Below are 17,630 nucleotides of genomic sequence, written 5' to 3' on the forward strand. Positions count from 1 at the left end.
TTATTTTTAGAACAGGAAGTAGCGTTGCGCTAAAGGCACGGTACTTACCGGTTCACAGGTGATCACCTCTCCGTCTACACGCACTTCATAATTTTCCGGGTTCACGGTAATTTCCGGTGTTTTATCGTTATGGATCAGGTGCTTTTTAGTGATGGTTCTGCAACCGGAAACGGGCAACACCATTTTTTCGAGGCCATACTTTTCTACGATGCCTTTTTCGAGCGATACTTTGGACACGAAAGACACGCAGGTTTTGTGAATAGCCTTACCATAGGCGCCGAACATAGTGCGCAATATTACCGGCTGCGGCGTAGGAATAGACGCGTTCGGATCTCCCATTTTACTGGCGATGATCATACCGCCTTTGATAATCATTTCCGGTTTAGCGCCGAACAGGGCTGGTTTCCACAGCACGATATCCGCAATTTTGCCGGGTTCCACAGAGCCTACATAGTTGGAAATCCCCTGCGCGATGGCCGGGTTGATGGTATATTTGGCCACATAGCGTTTAGCGCGGAAATTATCGTTGCCTTTGCCGGCATCTTCCGGTAATGCACCCCGTTGCTTTTTCATTTTATCGGCGGTTTGCCAGGTGCGGGTCACTACCTCTCCTACGCGTCCCATGGCCTGGGAGTCGGAGCTCATCATACTGAATACGCCCAAGTCGTGCAGGATGTCTTCTGCAGCAATGGTTTCCGGGCGGATGCGGGAATCTGCAAAGGCCACATCTTCCGGGATACTTTTACTGAGGTGATGACATACCATCAGCATGTCGAGGTGTTCATCAATTGTATTGACGGTATACGGACGGGTAGGATTGGTGGACGCGGGCAGTACATTGGGGTACATGGCTGCTTTGATAATATCGGGTGCGTGACCGCCACCGGCGCCTTCCGTGTGGAAGGTATGTATCACGCGACCATTGATGGCGTTCATGGTATCTTCCAGGAAGCCTGCTTCGTTGAGCGTATCGGTGTGGATAGCCACCTGTACATCGTATTGGTCGGCCACTTTCAGTGCGGCGTCGATAACGGCGGGGGTGGCGCCCCAGTCCTCATGTATTTTTACACCCAGTCCACCTGCTTCAATCTGTTCTGCGATAGGGCCTTCGGTGGCACAGTTGCCTTTTCCGAAGAAGCCCAGGTTCATCGGGAAAGCGTCGGCTGCCTGCAGCATTCTTTCCATAAACCACTTACCGGGTGTCACCGTGGTGGCATTGGTGCCATCTGCCGGGCCGGTACCACCGCCTATCATGGTGGTGATGCCGCTAAACAGGGCGGTTTCGATCTGCTGGGGGCTAATAAAGTGAATATGGGTATCGATGCCTCCGGCAGTGGCAATGAGGCCTTCGCCGCCATGTACTTCTGTACCGGCGCCAATGATCATATCGGGATGTACGCCATCCATGGTATCGGGGTTACCTGCCTGGCCAAAACCTACAATTTTTCCGTTTCTGATGCCCAGGTCACCTTTCACGATGCCCCAGTGATCGATCAGGATCACGTTGGTGATCACAAAATCCAGTACACCCTGGTCGCTCGTAGCGGTGCTGGACTGGGCCATGCCGTCTCTTACTGTTTTACCGCCGCCAAACTTGCTCTCATCGCCATATTCGTTAAAGTCCTTCTCTATCTCAATGATAATATCAGTATCGCCCAATCTTACTTTATCCCCTACAGTAGGGCCGTACATATTGGCGTATTTAACTCTGTTTATTTTCAGGCTCATTGTGCTTTGTTTTTAAAGTTTGCGGCCAGCATTTTCGTCATCGCGTTTTCCCTGCTGGCTTCCAGGGTGGTGTCGCCATTTACCAGGTTATTGATACCAAATACCCGGCGGGCGCCGCCCAGTTCTACCAGCTCCACCTCTTTTTCCTCGCCAGGCTCGAAGCGAACAGCCGTACCGGCGGCGATATTGAGGCGTTTACCAAAAGCTTTCTCCCGGTCGAAACTCATTTTGCGGTTGATTTCAAAAAAGTGGCAGTGGGAGCCTACCTGTACGGGGCGGTCAGCGGTGTTCACCACTTTTACCTTCACGGTTTTGCGGCCCACGTTGCATTCAATATCTCCTTCTCCTAAAAAATATTCTCCAGGAATCATGTCGCGTAGTTTTACATATTAACGAATAGGATCATGGACGGTCACGAGTTTGGTACCATCCGGGAAAGTAGCTTCTATCTGTACATCGTGTATCATTTCAGGAATACCTTCCATGACATCATCCCGGGTGAGAATAGTAGCGCCGTATTGCATCAGTTCCGCTACTGATTTCCCATCCCTGGCAGCTTCCAGCAGGTGGCTGCTGATGTAGGCGATAGACTCCGGGTAATTGAGTTTAAGGCCGCGGGCCTTTCGTTTAGCGGCCAGTTCGCCGGCCAGATGAAGCAGAAGCTTCTCCGTTTCGCGGGGAGTTAAATGCATATATTAATTTTGTGAATGACAATAGGAAACCGGTATCCGTTATATTTTTCAGAAATATACAGATAATGGCGCGAAAATCATATCGGCAGGAAAACGCCGGTAAGAAATGTTGTGTTGTATAACAGCAACTGCCTGGCTAACGAATGTCAGCTGTGGAAGTAAAAAGCGGCGCATGTTTGCACATGCACCGCTTTTTTTATTTGGACCCGGGATAGGAATATTCCAGTCATCTCATAACCTACAACTGTTACACTGTTAAAGTAACAAGCTGCAAAGATACGTAGCAGGTACCAAATAAAAAGGTGTGGTAACCCGAAGGTTAGCAGCAAAAAAAAACCGCAGCCAGGAATGACTGCGGCGACTTTTCTTATCCACTCGTTTATCGTTGTAAACTCAACTCTTTATTGGTGGCAAACTGTTGCAGGGTGGCGGTTACTTCTTTTTCCAGCGCGGCGCCGGTCAGTTCCTTGCGCAATGCCTTCTCTTCCAGTGCTGCCATTACCTTATACAGCGGCTCATTATTCACTTTACGCTGGAGGTGAATGGCGCTGTTGCCGCCATATACTTTATCCCAGCTCTTACGCACTACCGCCCAGAAAGCCTGGTTTTGTTCCCACCAGGCTTTTGCCAGCTTGCACCTGTTTTCATCAGTACGGTTATAGGTATTGAGTCCTTTCTCGCCCACAATTACTTTATCGGTACCGTTTATACGCACTACTTTCAGGTTGTCCTGTTCGTGGATAGAGCCGGTAGCGGTAATTTCATGGTGATTGGTACGGTGTAATACGTTGTAGTCTTTGCGGGTAGTATATTCCCGGCGGGGCAGCGGTGCATCACTGGCCGATTCCCAGTAGTGACGGCCATCTGTATGCACCCAGGTAGCGGAGCCCTCATAGCGGGGCTCATCATCCACACCATATACTTTCTGGGTCCATTGCCCTTTTACCTGTGCCGCTGGCAGGGATACTTTCTTCCATTCATCGTCTTTATCATACGCCAGCAGTTGCTGGTTTTCGTATAGCCAGTCTTCTGTCCAATGCTTGATGACCATGCTATCGGCAATCAGCAGGTGCTGCAATACAATACGGTTTTTATCTTCCGCGGCTACCGTCACATATTCCACTGCGTCAGTAATTTTATGGTATCCTTTAGGTCTATAGCTCGTATCGGCGGGGAAGGTTTCGGTATATTCAAAGGTTACTTCCTGGCATCCGCACATGCTTTTTATAGCGGCTTTGTCCTGCGCCAGTTTGTCGCCGCCTTTCTGCTGTGCAGAAGCTGTCCATGCCAGGCATATACCAGCCATGGTAAAGGTAATGATGTGTTTCATGCTGTTTGAGTTTAGTAACAGAATCAGTTAAAATTACGGGAGCCATTGGCCTGGTATACGTAGCGGAAATGATAGTGGCGACTCAGGGAAGTCTGATCCGGGTTAGCTGGCGCATCTTTGTAATAGCTCGTAATTTCTATTTTTACATACTTTCCGCTGGTGGTCTTCACAACAATAATAGATCCAACTACCGGTGAAATCACATGGGTATTCATATTGTAGGAATACCAGCCGGTAATGGCTTTTTTCGCGGTAGCATCGGTGGTATAACCTGCCTCCGGCGCCTGGTTCAATTGGTTATATACACCGGATATTACCTGCGCTACGGTGCCGCCGGGGCCACTGCTGCCACCATTGATGATGATGGTAGTAGCCTTAAACCCAATATCCCATTTGGTGGTAGCTGAATCGCTGTTGGATACAATTTTCCCTTCCTCCAGGTTATACAGGGTAAAACTGTTTTTGTTGGCCGCATCGGCGTCGAGGTTAACGACGGTTTTAGAGGTAGCGCCAGGTACCGGCTGGGTATCTTTGTTATCATCTTTTTTACAGGAAAAAAGGAAAACCAGTGAACAGGCAAGCAGGCCTGATGTAAGAGATTGCATCTTCATATAGGTTGTGATTATTTATTAACAGGGTGATAAAAATTCCAGGTAACAGCAACGCTATAAATCCGCCCTGGCATAGTGCTAATATGCTGCGGGTCGGTATAATTAAACAGGTTTTCCAGGGTAGCCTGCAGGCGCAGCTGGCGCCTGAACAGCCATTTGGCTGCTGCCAGGTTCACCATAGCATACCCCGGCACAAACTCGCTTTTTAAATCAGGTACATTATTTCCATTCTCATCCGTAAATCCATATTTGCTGCGATACAGCAGCCTGGCATTAGCATCTATACCCAAACGGGAATGGGTAAACGCTACTTTCAGGTTAGCCGCATGATGGGAACGGTTAAACAAACCAAAGTACTCCCTCCGGGTAAGTGCACGCGTTTCTCCGGTACCGGCATCCTTCGTATATACCTGCCCGTTTTTTACTTTTTTAAAGAGCTCATTGTCTTTGGAACGCAGGTACTGGTATCCGCCCGACAACTGCCAGCAATCTCCTATACGCTGCCCCAGCTCCAGCTCTGCACCACTGGTAGTAATGCTATTGATATTGATATAACTGTATACGGCCAGGTCATTGGTCTTCACCGCAATAGCCCGGGTATCAATCAGGTTTTTCACCTGGTTGTAAAAGAAATTCACCTTCGCCGTAGTAGCCGCAAATACTTTTCCTTCTATTCCCAGGTTGTAAGACCAGGAGCTTTCGGCATCCAGGTTCTTCAGTTGCTCCGGGTCGATGTTTACCTGCTTGATCTGTCCTTGATTTTGCATCTCTTTTAAAATATCAGCAGCCAGCTTGGTACCTACTACGGAGTAGCCTACTGCCGCATTGTTGAAATGCAGGTACAGTTGCCGGAAATCCGGCGCACGGTAGCCACGGCCAACGGTACCGAGTATACGCCAGTCAGGATGGAAATTCCAGGACACCGACAGCTTGGGACTGAACTGGGAAGGGTATTGATTATGTGTATCAAAACGCCCTCCAGCCAATATGTTCCAGGCATTAGCAGGTTTCCAGTTTTCCTGCACAAAAATGTAACCGGTGTTAAACGCCATGCGTTCATCGTAGCGGGTAGCTTCCAATGTTTCATGCACATAACCGGCGCCGGCAGTCAGCTGGTGTTTCGGATGTATCTGCCAGTCGGCCTGGTATTCGGGCTTTATATATTGCTGTTTAAAAAAGGAAGCATCGTACATACTTTTATCCTGCTGGTAGCGCATTTCTTCATTGGTGGAATACCTGGAGTAGTATCCGCGCAGCACCTGTTTGAAGTTGGCAGAAGGTGTATGGCTGATTTGCAGGGAGGCATTCATATCTTTCTCCTTCCCAATATCATCCACCCTGCCTTTGGCATCATCGAAATAATTGTTGGCCCGCTGTTCATAATACCGGCCCGACACAACGGTATGCCATTTCGATGACCAGTTGTGCTGCCAGCGGGCTTGCGCCGTAGTAGCTTTAAATGGCGACACGGTAGGTGATGCAGCATTGGTATTTAACGTATATCCATCACTGTTATACCTGTTAATACCGGCAGAAAAACTACCATTGGCATAAGGCACGCGGGTATTCGCATCCAGCGTATAGGTATTATTGGATCCATACCTGCCGGTAATGCTGGTAATACCAGCAGCTTGACGAGGGCTGGTGATAATATTAATAACACCGGCCAACGCGTCGCTTCCATACAGGGATGATACAGGACCTTTAATAATTTCAATTCTTTCAATATTGGACACGACGATGCGCGACAGGTCGAAGGTACCGGCGGTTCTGCCTATCAGCGGTTCGCCATCCAGCAGTATCAGGGTGTATTCGGCTTCCAGCCCCTGCATTTGTACACCGGTGCCATGATTGGAGGTGATAAACAAACCTGTTTGTTCGGCCAGCACCTGCTGCAGCAATACCGCGCCCATGGCTTGTATCTGTTGCTTCGTAATTACCTTCACCGGTACCGGTACTTTACTGAGCAGCTGCTCATTCCTGGTAGCAGTCACCACTATCTCCTGCAACACTTTAGCGTTGGCAGCTGTATCTGTTTGGGCATAGAGATTCCCTATCCCCATGATGCATACGATCAGGAGTAAATATTTATACATGTTAAAGTTTATCTGAAAAGTGAAGCAAAAGTAAGTGCAGAAAAAAAACAAGGCTTACGAGTTCGGGAAAGTTATTTACGAGATACGGAAAATTGCCGTTAACTTCGTTTTCACGGTAATTATGTACCGGTGCAAACAATTTTTACACGTTACCTGTTCTTGATTATATGAAACTGCAACTCTTCCCCGCAAGCGAAAGGGGTATTAAAGATATTGGCTGGTTGAAAAGCAATTTCTTCTTCAGCTTCAGCGATTATTGCCATCCGATGCGCAGCGCATTCGGCACTTTGCTGGCATTCAATGACGATTTTGTGGAGGCCGGCAAAGGCTTTGGTATACACCCGCATGTTAACATGGAAATCATTTCCGTGTTGCTGAAAGGTAAAATGAACCATAAAGACACGATGGGGTATAGCACTGAAATAGAAGCGCCTGCGGTACAAATTATGAGTGCCGGTAGCGGGTTAAGACATGAAGAATATAATATTGGCAGCGAAGAGGTGAACTTCCTGCAAATATGGATTATGCCCAAGCAACAAAATATCATGCCCCGTTATCAACAACGCAGCTTTCCAAAAGATAAACGTAAAAATAAACTGGTAACCATCGTTTCAGGAGAGGAAGGTTTGCAACATTGCTGGATTAACCAGAATGCTAAATTATCGCTGGGTTATTACGAGCAACCTTCCAGTCTTACCTACACCTTCAACCCGCTGAATAAATGCGTGTTCATTTTTTCCATTGCCGGCGGACTGCGGGTACAGGACCAGGTGTTACAGGAAAGAGATGCCGTAGGCATCTGGGAAACCGGTGATATCTCCCTGCAGTGTGGTGAGAAGACAGAGTTCCTGATTATAGAAACCCCGATTAACCAGAAGTAATACAGCAGTGAGGGACGCCCAGGCGTCCCACTCATTTTACCCCAGGATGATAATTATTTTGAAGCACTTACCTATAGCAATAAAAAAATCTATGTTCAGAATGAAAGACTTAACATCGGTTTTTGAACTGGCTGCGTGTTATTCCAAACGGAATCATTAAATTTATATAGCACCGCAATAAAGGGTCAGTTACGGTATGACTAGTACCACTCAAAATAATTACATCGGCTTCGAAGTGCTCTTTAACCATGCATCGATCGGTATACTGGTAGCCGACAGTGACAACGCTATTCTCATGGCGAACCCCTTCCTGCTTAACCAGTTCGGCTATACGAAAGAGGAAATTACCGGCGCACCAATAGACAGTCTCCTGTTCTGCCAGGACGGGGAACGGGTTGCACTGCGGAAAGACGGCAGCCGGTTCCCGGTGGAAGTCAACCAGGGCGACCATGAAACACCCGGAGGAGTGCTAACCATTATATATGTAATGGACATTTCCGACCGGAAAAAATCAGAGCTAACGCAGCAGCAACTTACACAACAAAAGAAGGAAGTAGCGATTAAAGAAGGTACGCTCAAAAAGATCAACAGCATTCTCAATAGCGTATGGAGCAATGCCGGCGCTATGATCATTGTTATCAACAAGGAGGGATATATTAAATGGTTTAACCCGGCGGCAGAAAGGATACTGGGGTATAAAGCGAGCGAGGTTATTGATATATACACCCCTATGATGCTGCATGATAAGGAAGAAGTAGCGCTGAGAGCAGAGGAATTTTCACGTCAACTGCACCAGGCCGTAGAACCAGGGATGGAAACACTCACGATCAAGGCTAAACTGAATTTACACAATGAATATGAATGGCTGTACCTGCGTAAAGACGGCACCTCCCTGCCGGTATCACTCACGGTATCGGCTATACGCGAAGCGGGCGAAATTACCGGCTATATAGGTATCGCCATAGACCTTACCCGGATTAAACAGGCAGAGTCCGAATTAAGGGTAGCCCTGGAAACAGAAAGGGAACTCAATGAATTGAAGTCCAGGTTCGTTTCCCTGGCATCGCACGAATTCAGAACACCACTGAGCGCCATCCTGTCGTCGGTATACCTGGTATCCAAGTATGAAGCCGTGGAAGATGCCCCCAAACGCGGTAAACATATACAGCGTATCATTTCTTCGGTGAATATGCTGACCGATATCCTGAATGACTTTTTATCTGTAGGAAAAATTGAAGAAGGAAAAATCCAGGTACGTCACAGCCTGTTCGATGCCAGCAAACACATCGGCACTATCATCAGCGAAATGGATGGATTGAAAAAATCGGCCCAGCAAATCTATTATGCCCATCACGGCAATACACAGGCACATCTTGACCCTACACTGTTGAAGCACATCGTCATGAACCTGGTGTCTAACGCTATTAAGTTTTCTCCCGAAGGCGCCATTATCTCTATTCGTACCCAGTGCAGCAACAGCGCCTTCCAGTTGTCCGTACGGGATAAGGGGATCGGCATTTCAGAGGAAGACCGGCTTCACCTGTTTGAGCGTTTCTTCCGTAGCCAGCATGTTGCCAACATACAAGGCACCGGTCTTGGATTACATATCGTAGCCAAATATGCAGAACTGATGAACGGTTCTGTTTCCTGCAACAGTACACTTGATCAGGGTACCGAATTCCTGGTATCCCTTCCATTTCCGAAAAACTAAATACCATGCAAAAAATCCTGTTGATAGAAGATAATACCGCTATCTGCGAAAATGTGGCCGAAATCCTGGAGCTGGCCAACTACGAGGTGATTACCGCCGCCAATGGGAAAGAAGGCGTGGCCAAGGCCCTGGAACATCATCCCGACCTGATCGTTTGCGATATTATGATGCCGGTACTCGACGGATTTGGCGTACTGCATATGCTCCATAAAAACAAAGCATTGCAAACCACACCTTTTATTTTCCTGTCGGCCAAAGCGGAACGGGGCGACGTACGCAAGGGCATGGAAATGGGTGCCGATGATTATATCACCAAACCTTTTGAAGGAACCGAGCTGCTGAGCGCCATTGAAAGCCGGCTGAAAAGATGCGCCGAAATTAAAGATACCAGCATTACCGGCTTACACGGCGTAAAAGTATTGCTGTCTGCCAGCACCGGCGATGAACACCTGTCCCGCCTGCGGGAGGACCGGAATACCCACCTGTACAAAAAGAAACAAAGCGTCTATACCGCCGGCAACCGGCCCGAATACCTGTACTATATCGTGCAGGGAAAAATAAAAACGTATAAACGTAATGATGATGGCAAGGAATTGATTATCGGGTTGTACAATGAAGGGGATTTCCTGGGATATAATGCGTTGCTGGAAGGCGGCAACTACCAGGAAAATGCAGAAGCCATGGAAGAAAGCCTGCTGGCCATTATCCCCCAGAAAGACTTCGAGCAGCTGATTAGCAGCAATCCCGAAGTTCTGGGGAAATTCATCCAGTTATTGTCGAAGGAAATGGTTGAAAAAGAACAGCAGCTGATTGGGCTGGCTTATAATTCGTTGCGTAAAAAAGTGGCAGAAGCATTGTTGATGCTGGATAAGAAATATAACAGCACCGGCAGTAAACATTTTACGATAGATATCAGCCGGGAAAACCTGGCCGCCGTAGCAGGCGTGGCCAAAGAGTCGCTGATACGCACCCTGGGCGATTTCAGGGACGAGCAACTGATTGCCTTAAAAGAAGGACAGATTGCCTCCCTGTCTATCAAAAAACTCACGGAACTGGTTAACTAACCTCTTGGTTAATAAAGACCAGAAAAGCAACCCTCACCCTATCATGCTCCTGTACCATCCCCTCTACATCTCCTTTCAACACCTCATACAAATGAGGGGCAGGTACGCCAACGGGCTGCTTTTCCAGCCATTCCATCTGCTCATTTATCTCGTGCCTCAATAATATCATAGACTGCTCCCTGGACAACATCAACAACTGAAATTCCTCCGCCTGTTCTATGAAAGAACGGCGTGCGGTTTCTTTTAATGCATCCGCCAACTGGTTAATCAACGCTGCATTTTCCGCTCTCAAGGTTTTCAGGATCCTGATCCATGCACTGCACCATTCAATAAATTCTGCATGGGTAGGATCTTTCAGCAGTTCATGCGCCATATCAAAGGCTAATTGTAATACGTTTGAAGTCCATGTATGTCTTTGTCTCTGGCCCAGCTCTTTAACAGCTGTACCAGGTCTTTCTGCGTAAAATATAACTGCCTGATATCGTTTACCAGCAATACGATTTCCCGATGATTGTAAGCTGCCGGGAAATTGTTTTCCTTCTCCACAAAATCATCCAGTAAAGTCAATATCGTTTTGCTCTGTATCAAAAACTCCCTGACCAGTTTAGCTACTTTATGGATGTGATCATACCCGGCTACAGCGGTCGTTCCATCAGTGATCTTAGGCTTCAGCACCGGCTTCAGCTCATCCTTCAGGTTCCGCAATACCACGTTATGATATACCATCACCTCACGATAGTAGTGAATAAACAATTCATTGAAATCCTGGTAAACACCTGTTACCGGCGCTCCCGCTGCCTGCATTCTGGCATAGGCCGCTTCCATCTTATCCAATACCCGCAGGGCTTTAGGCGCTGCCTCTTCGGTAATACATTGTTGGATACTTTCTGCATACCGGGTATTAAAGTCCAACGCCCCCAACTTCATATCCAGCAACGATTTCACGCCCGCATGACCTCCATATTGCCTGAAAATGAAATGCCCGTATTTACGCAGATGCTTAATCGGGAAGAAGAGGAAGCCTTCGCAAAACCTGCGTTGCCTGGAAGTAGGAGTCAAGCCACTAAACATAATTTGCATTTTTAAAGATACCAGGAAAAGTATCACCGCTTTTAACGGTGATACTTTACAACAGCACCTCTCCGTTCACTATTTTATCTTAGTATGATGATGATCCGGTTAGAAATTCAATGATGTAAAATTACTTCCGCGCATATTGCTGAACAATGATGCGCATTACCTGTCGGGATGACATTCATCATTTTTCGGGATGACGGCGATCATCGGTACCCCTGGGAGGGCGGTAATCCAGGCAGCGGTATACCAGGAATTTCCTTACTACACGGCCGTTTTGCGTGACTATAATCGGGGGGAGCGGCGTGACGGAACTAAAAAATGGAGCTAACTCATCCATAAAAGCTACTTCGTCTTTATCATCATCTACATCAGTGAGAGAATTAATAAAAAGGGCGTTTTTACCTTTGAGGATATTCAAATCAGTGCCTATAAAATCGAACTGCAATGCGTTTTCCCCAATCACGTTGCGGGAATATACCATGCGGCCAAGATATAAGTTGAGCATGGCACTGGTTTTATAATCATCTGCCGAAAAAATAAAATCATCCGGGTAACTGGCCGACAATGTTTTCACCCCATCACCCAGGCCCTTCCAGCCTATCATCGTATCATCCGAGTGGATCGGCACCGGGTATAACAGCACTTCCACCGCCAGGGCCATATGCACTACCAGTGAACAAATCCACTGCCAGCGTATATACTTAAACGTAAGCCAGGTGCTTACCCAGATGATGCCGGTGATATAAGCAGGCATCATCCAGTTAATCTTTACCCAATATACCGGCGATATCACGGTAAACAGGCCACAGATGGGCACAAAAAAGCATAACAGGAACAGGTGCCGCGCCGGGATGCGGCCAATATGTATCCCGTATTTACGAACAAATTTCCAGAGATAATAACATAAAACGCCCAGCAATACCGGTAACAATATCGCCGCCTGGTGCCCGATAACACCGAAAAAGTCTAACGGGTGAAACTCCACCCCACCTACCCGTTCAGACGACTGGAACCGGAAAGAGGCAAACTGGTTATCCACATTCCAGATCACTACCGGTAAGATGGTGATCGCAAAAAACAGGATACTCAGCAAAAAACCGCCAGACCACAGGTAGCGCCGGTGTTCCCGCGACAATAATAAAAACAGCACAGCGCCCGCCGGCAGAAACAACGCAGTATACTTACTGTCGAACGTAAGTCCCATGGCAATGCCCGACCAGATCCAGTACATCCGGCGCTGCTCAAACAGCGCTTTGTACATGGCCAACAAAGACAACGACCAGAAAAACAACAGTGGGACGTCCGGCGTGGAAATGAGCGACAATATCGTTACCATCAGCGTGGCATAGAGTAGCAGCCAGGCATTCCAGGCCCGCTCCCTGGGCAGGAAACACCGGGCCAGCTGGTAAAACACCAGCAGGGTACCTGCCGTTACCAGGGTGTCGGCCAGCTTGATCACAAACACATGCCGTCCGAAAAGGTCTGTAAAAGCCCGTAAAATCCAGGCAATTGCCGGTGGATGATCGAAGTAGGAAAGGGCAAAATGCTGCCCGTAGAAGTAATAATAGGCATCCTGGGGCATAGGCCCCATTAATCCCGTAAAAGAAAGTCTTAATACCGTAATGAAACAGATGGCCACCGCCACCCACTTATCCGCAGTAAGATAATTTAAAAAGCGCTTAACCCCGGCCGATTCCTCCATAGCATGCTAACAGTTAATGTGACAGATCGTGTGTAGGAATACAAGGGCCACAATCTCCATGCCGTACCACCGTCAGGCAGGTTGTCCTTAACTAAATTTAACACTAGGGACTACATCAATCCACCTTTAAACTATGAGCAGGGTTAGCGCTGGCGGCTTTAAAGGCCTGCCAGCCTACCGTTACAACGGCTATCAGCAGGGCGCTGGCAGCACCACCGGCAAATATCTGCCAGGTAATCGTTGTCCGGAAAGCAAAATCTCTCAACCACTGCTCCAGCAAATACCAGGCAACCGGCGTGGCTATCACCACTGACAATACTACCAGTACCAGGAAATCTTTCGACAACAACGTTACTATACCGCTGATGCTGGCCCCCAATACCTTCCGGATACCAATTTCGCGGGTACGCTGCTCTGTTACATAGATGGTTAATGCCAGTAATCCCATTACCGAAATGAAAACGGATATCAACGTAAACACATGGATGATGGCCTGTATCCGGCTATAGCTGCTGAATAAGCGCTGGAAATTATCGTCCAGGAAAGAATAATGTAAAGGAAATCCCGGCTCTACTTCTCCCCACAGTTGCGTAATCGCCGCCAGGGTCTTGTCCAGGTTGGCTGTATTTACCTTTACCATCAGCGCCCCTCCCGATTGATACGTACAATGCGCATTGGAAATACTATAAAACGTAGGCCGTACATAACTGTCGAAGCCCTGCACCTGGAAATCCTTCACTACACCCACAATGCGGTAGGGCACACTGTCGCACTCCGCATAGCTGATGGGTGACCCCACCGGGTCTTTTACACCGAGCAACCGGGCCGCTGTTTCGTTGATAATAGCGGTATTGTTCTGGTCTTCAGGATGGGCGTCATCGAAACCACGGCCCTTCAGCACCGCTATCCCCAATGTTTGAAAGTAATCGGTACTTATCCGTACGGAGGTAAGGGAAGTAGTATTGCCCTGGTAGTGAAACTGCATGCTGGAAGTATCTACCCTGCCTGCCGGAACAGCCGTGGTTTTGGACACATACTGTACGCCGGGAATACGTAGCAACTTCGCCCGGGTCTTTTCAAAATTTCCCTCGCGCGTAGGTTGCATCGCCTGTACCTGCACTACCTGTTGGGGATTGAAGCCTATATCGCGGTGCCGCATAAAACGCATCTGGTTCGACATCACCAGTACGCTGATAATAAAGAATACCGATACGGCAAACTGTACTACGATCAACGAATGACTGAAACGCTTGCTGCTAAGTCCCATGCTGAAATTGCCCTTCAGCACATGCACCGCTTCGCGGCGGGCAAATACGATGGCCGGATACAGCCCGGAAATTAATACAATGGCCACCAGGGCCGCCCCGCATTGCCATAGCATGGTATAACCCTGCAGCTGGCGGGAAAACGACAAGGGCAGATCAAACGTACGGTTAAACACCGGCAGCATCACCACGCATAACAACAACGCCAGCACCAGGCTGATACTGCATTGGATAGTCACTTCCAGCAGGAACTGCCACAGTATTTGCCGGCGGCTGGAACCCATTACTTTTCGTACGCCCACTTCCCGTGAACGCTTCAGGGTTTTTACGAGCGACAGGTTGCTGGAATTCAGCGCGCCACTGAGTAGTAACAATCCTGCCAGCAAAAACAGGATAATCGTTGTTTTAAAGGAACTGCTGCCCAGGCGTGGAAAATTGTGGATATCCGCCACCGCCTCTGTAAACAGGGAAGGCCTGTTACCTGCCCCCAGCCAGGCGGCATAGGTTTGATTCCCCGATTTTATATGATAGTCGAAATAAGTGCGGTTCAGCAGCTCATCCAATTTCGATGGCGCCATTGGTTCCCGTAAACGCACATACGAAATGAAAGAAATATTACTCCAGGCATTGTTATCGGGCATCGATGGATTACGCAATATCATGGTTGCCTTAAAGTGAGTGGGCGTTTCGGGTTCCGCAAAAATGCCGGTCACTGTAAAGGGCTGTTTATTGAATAGCGTAATAACTTTCCCAATGGGATCAGCGGCGCCAAAAAGCTTTTCACTCACCTCCCTGGAAAGCAGCGCGGAAGAAGGCTCCTTGAAAGCCGTAGCTGCATTCCCGGCCAACAGCCGGTAAGGGAATACCTCCAGGAATCCGCTATCGGCCCCCACAATGTCTGACTGGTAAATCTTCTTGTCTCCTGCACTCACCAGGCTTTCAAAGCTGCCCGATGGCTGTATCCGGGTGTAGGCGGTGATATTTTCCTGGTGCTCCCGCAGCAGGGGCGCCAGGGGTGCTGGGGTGGGGTTATCGGTAAAATTACTTTCTGTTTGCTGCGATACCCGGTATACCCGCTGCAGCGAGGCATCCCAGCGATCGTAGCTCAGCTCATAGTTCAGGTACAATAAGATGATGATAAAACTGGCCAGGCCAACGGCTAGCCCACCAATATTTACAAACGTTGTAAACCTGTTTTTCAACAGGCTTCTGAACGCGATCTTGCAGTAATTACCGAACATGGGAGCGAATTTGGCTATTGTTCATAAAAAAAGTGCCGGAATCCGGCACTTTTGATTATCAATTACTTACAGGCTCAACAGGCCAGCAACAGTGTTCACTTTCAACCTCCTCTGTTCATTTATGAACAGCTGCTATTGCAGCGTCCATTGCTTTTCCCAGCTAAAGAAATCTGTTGGTGGTACCTGTTTTCCTTCCAGCTGACTGGTTAATGCAGTGATATACATTTTCCAGCGGGGCAGGTAATAACTGCGCAGGAGTCCGCCCCATTCCTTATTCGCATACTCGTGCAAATCCGTATCCGGGTTATCGGGTCCCCAATAAGTGATCTGGGTTTTGGCGTTCTTTACCAGCAAAGCTTTTTCCGCGGGCGTTTGTCCCAGGTTCCTGGCGGCGTTCACCCAGGTGTCGAGCCGGAAGTGCGGGTTACCGCTTAGCAGCAGGTCCTGTTGCTGTATCAGTGCCAGGAAGCTGGCGGCGCTTTGCTTAAAGGCGGCCAGGTCTTTCCGCTCATAGGCGGCTACCATGCTGGTATAGACCTCTTCTCCTTTATTGGCATTCACCTGTCGCTGGAAATCTATGGCATCAATGTCATAGGTGGCGTTGTTTTTCATCTTGGGCGCCGCTTTCAGAAAAGTGGCTACGGCAGCGGCAAAATCGGCTGTGTTGTAATTGCGTTTGCGGGTGCCCCACGATGATACCGGGCGATCCGTTAAGGTAGGCCGTGCACAGAAGATCGACTCGCTGGGTCCTTCCTGGTATTGTGAAAAACTGCTATATACCGTCGCCAGCAAGCCTTGCCAGGCTGCCTGTAAGTCGGCGTTATCGCTGCCATAACGGTAACGTACATATGATTTTATCCACTCTTTTACGTCTGTTTTTTCCGGGCGCCAGGCCAGTTCCAGCATCAGGTCAAATACTACCGGGTTGTTGTGAATACCTTCCGGCATAATGCCGGTGCCCTTAAACAAGCCGGCATAGGGGCTATGAGCCGCTCTCCAGGTTTCGTCAGCAAACCGCTGCAGTTTACCGTACAATCCCAGTTTCTCACCAAAGTTATTCACACTGCACCAGATAAAGGGTGTGCCTTCATATCCTTTGCGGGTGTCCCAGTTGGCGGTATTTTCTCCAAAAAGTTCCTGCACCAGCACTTTCGACTTATCCAGTCCTGCCAGTAAAGCGCTGGAGGGATTGGCCTGCCAGCCCTGCAATACCCAGGTGCTTCCCGGGAAATGTGCCAGCATGGTTTGCTGGATGGCAGCAGCAGCGGCAGTCACATCCACTCCCTTACTGATACCTCCTTCATGAAAAGGATCGCCGGCAAAAAAATGAATATCGTTACCATATAATTTCTTCATTTCTTCATAGTAGATGCCGGCAATGCGGGTAAAGTTACTATCGCCCGGCACGAGGAAATCCGGGCGCTGAAAGCCTCCTGCCCACTTTCCTTGCTCAATCACCTTCAGCGGCATTTTTTCTTTCAGATTTACCGGAATCATACCATAGAAACCTTGCATCACCGGGGCGATGCCCATGCCCTTCATGCGGGCCAGTATCTGCTTCTCCAGGCGGGTTTGCTGGTCTATCATTTGCTGGGTCACCGGTCCTCCCCAGCTTTCGAGGTTACCCATGAGCCACCAGGCGGTAAAACCTGGTCCGGCTGCAAAGCGGCGCGCTTCCTCCGGCGTATAGCCCAGGCGCTCCAGTGTATGTTGCCATATAGCTTCGGTTCCCATGGTAGCCAGCATCACGTTTACCCCATTGAGCGCCATCCAGTCGAGTTCCCGCTCCCAGTCTTTCCAGTTGTAATAACTCATGGTGTAGCTGATGGTGCAGTAATTGAGCGCATAGCGGTAATCGTAGCCGGTGTTAATATGTACTTTTTCTTTTACAGCCGGTAAGGGAGATACAGGCGCCAGGTTGTCGCCCATATGCGACATAGCGCGGTGGCAATAATACTTAAGGTACCAGTTGAGGCCTGCAGCAGCGGCGCTGGGACTGGAAGCGCTGATCTGCACCTGCTTTCCCGGGGTAGTAATTTCAAAAACATCTTTGTCATTTTCCGCCGGTATATTTTTCAAGATCAGCGATTTGGCCAACCAGGGCACCCTGCGCTGCGCCAGTTGCTGTATGGCCGGAAAATCCTGCGCCAATAACGTAGAAGACAGGCATAACAACAGCCCTGCCAGTATTACTTGCTTTTTCATTTGTTTCACTGTTAGATCGTATGAAGC

13 protein-coding genes and 1 pseudogene are annotated in these 17,630 nt (G+C 48.6%); 3 read left to right on the forward strand and 11 right to left on the reverse strand.

The window, feature by feature from the left end:
• Positions 1-6: 6 nt before the first annotated feature.
• From ureC to HGH91_RS23315, 6 genes and pseudogenes are all read right to left on the reverse strand, one after another.
• On the reverse strand, positions 7-1,728 hold the full coding sequence (ureC, locus tag HGH91_RS23290) for an urease subunit alpha (protein WP_168741197.1): 1,722 nt from the start codon (positions 1,726-1,728) through the stop codon (positions 7-9).
• 71 nt (positions 1,729-1,799) lie between these two features.
• A pseudogene (ureB, locus tag HGH91_RS23295) lies at positions 1,800-2,099 on the reverse strand (urease subunit beta); the annotation flags it as partial.
• A gap of 18 nt (positions 2,100-2,117) precedes the next feature.
• Positions 2,118-2,420: an urease subunit gamma gene (gene ureA / locus HGH91_RS23300; protein WP_145675032.1), complete on the reverse strand. Its 303-nt coding sequence runs from the start codon at positions 2,418-2,420 to the stop codon at positions 2,118-2,120.
• A gap of 379 nt (positions 2,421-2,799) precedes the next feature.
• The gene (locus HGH91_RS23305) at positions 2,800-3,750 is read right to left on the reverse strand and encodes a DUF6607 family protein (RefSeq protein WP_168741199.1); all 951 of its coding nucleotides are present in this window, start codon (positions 3,748-3,750) and stop codon (positions 2,800-2,802) included.
• 23 nt (positions 3,751-3,773) lie between these two features.
• Positions 3,774-4,361, reverse strand: coding sequence for an HmuY family protein (locus HGH91_RS23310; protein ID WP_168741200.1), 588 nt, complete (start codon positions 4,359-4,361; stop codon positions 3,774-3,776).
• Between the two features lie 11 nt (positions 4,362-4,372).
• On the reverse strand, positions 4,373-6,457 hold the full coding sequence (locus tag HGH91_RS23315) for a TonB-dependent receptor plug domain-containing protein (RefSeq protein ID WP_168741201.1): 2,085 nt from the start codon (positions 6,455-6,457) through the stop codon (positions 4,373-4,375).
• 167 nt (positions 6,458-6,624) lie between these two features.
• Here HGH91_RS23315 and HGH91_RS23320 point away from each other — a divergent pair, with 167 nt between their 5' ends.
• From HGH91_RS23320 to HGH91_RS23330, 3 genes are all read left to right on the forward strand, one after another.
• Positions 6,625-7,338: a pirin family protein gene (locus HGH91_RS23320; protein ID WP_168741202.1), complete on the forward strand. Its 714-nt coding sequence runs from the start codon at positions 6,625-6,627 to the stop codon at positions 7,336-7,338.
• 196 nt (positions 7,339-7,534) lie between these two features.
• Complete coding sequence (locus tag HGH91_RS23325; protein WP_168741203.1) at positions 7,535-9,049, forward strand: PAS domain-containing sensor histidine kinase; 1,515 nt, start codon at positions 7,535-7,537, stop codon at positions 9,047-9,049.
• A 5-nt stretch (positions 9,050-9,054) separates the two neighbouring features.
• The gene (locus HGH91_RS23330) at positions 9,055-10,113 is read left to right on the forward strand and encodes a response regulator (protein ID WP_168741204.1); all 1,059 of its coding nucleotides are present in this window, start codon (positions 9,055-9,057) and stop codon (positions 10,111-10,113) included.
• On the opposite strand, the gene HGH91_RS23335 is transcribed toward HGH91_RS23330, so the two are convergent.
• The 5 genes from HGH91_RS23335 to HGH91_RS23355 form a co-directional block, all read right to left on the reverse strand.
• On the reverse strand, positions 10,106-10,486 hold the full coding sequence (locus HGH91_RS23335; RefSeq protein WP_168741205.1) for a hypothetical protein: 381 nt from the start codon (positions 10,484-10,486) through the stop codon (positions 10,106-10,108). The genes HGH91_RS23330 and HGH91_RS23335 overlap by 8 nt on opposite strands.
• Positions 10,487-10,494: 8 nt before the next feature.
• Complete coding sequence (locus HGH91_RS23340) at positions 10,495-11,184, reverse strand: hypothetical protein (RefSeq protein WP_168741206.1); 690 nt, start codon at positions 11,182-11,184, stop codon at positions 10,495-10,497.
• A 187-nt stretch (positions 11,185-11,371) separates the two neighbouring features.
• Positions 11,372-12,892, reverse strand: coding sequence for an ArnT family glycosyltransferase (locus tag HGH91_RS23345; RefSeq protein WP_168741207.1), 1,521 nt, complete (start codon positions 12,890-12,892; stop codon positions 11,372-11,374).
• 115 nt (positions 12,893-13,007) lie between these two features.
• Positions 13,008-15,398, reverse strand: a complete 2,391-nt coding sequence (locus tag HGH91_RS23350) for an ABC transporter permease (protein WP_168741208.1) — start codon at positions 15,396-15,398, stop codon at positions 13,008-13,010.
• A gap of 132 nt (positions 15,399-15,530) precedes the next feature.
• Positions 15,531-17,603: an alpha-N-acetylglucosaminidase gene (locus HGH91_RS23355; protein ID WP_168741209.1), complete on the reverse strand. Its 2,073-nt coding sequence runs from the start codon at positions 17,601-17,603 to the stop codon at positions 15,531-15,533.
• Positions 17,604-17,630 lie beyond the last annotated feature (27 nt).

Origin of the sequence: Chitinophaga eiseniae (assembly GCF_012641265.1) — a bacterium.
Lineage (GTDB): Bacteria > Bacteroidota > Bacteroidia > Chitinophagales > Chitinophagaceae > Chitinophaga > Chitinophaga eiseniae_A.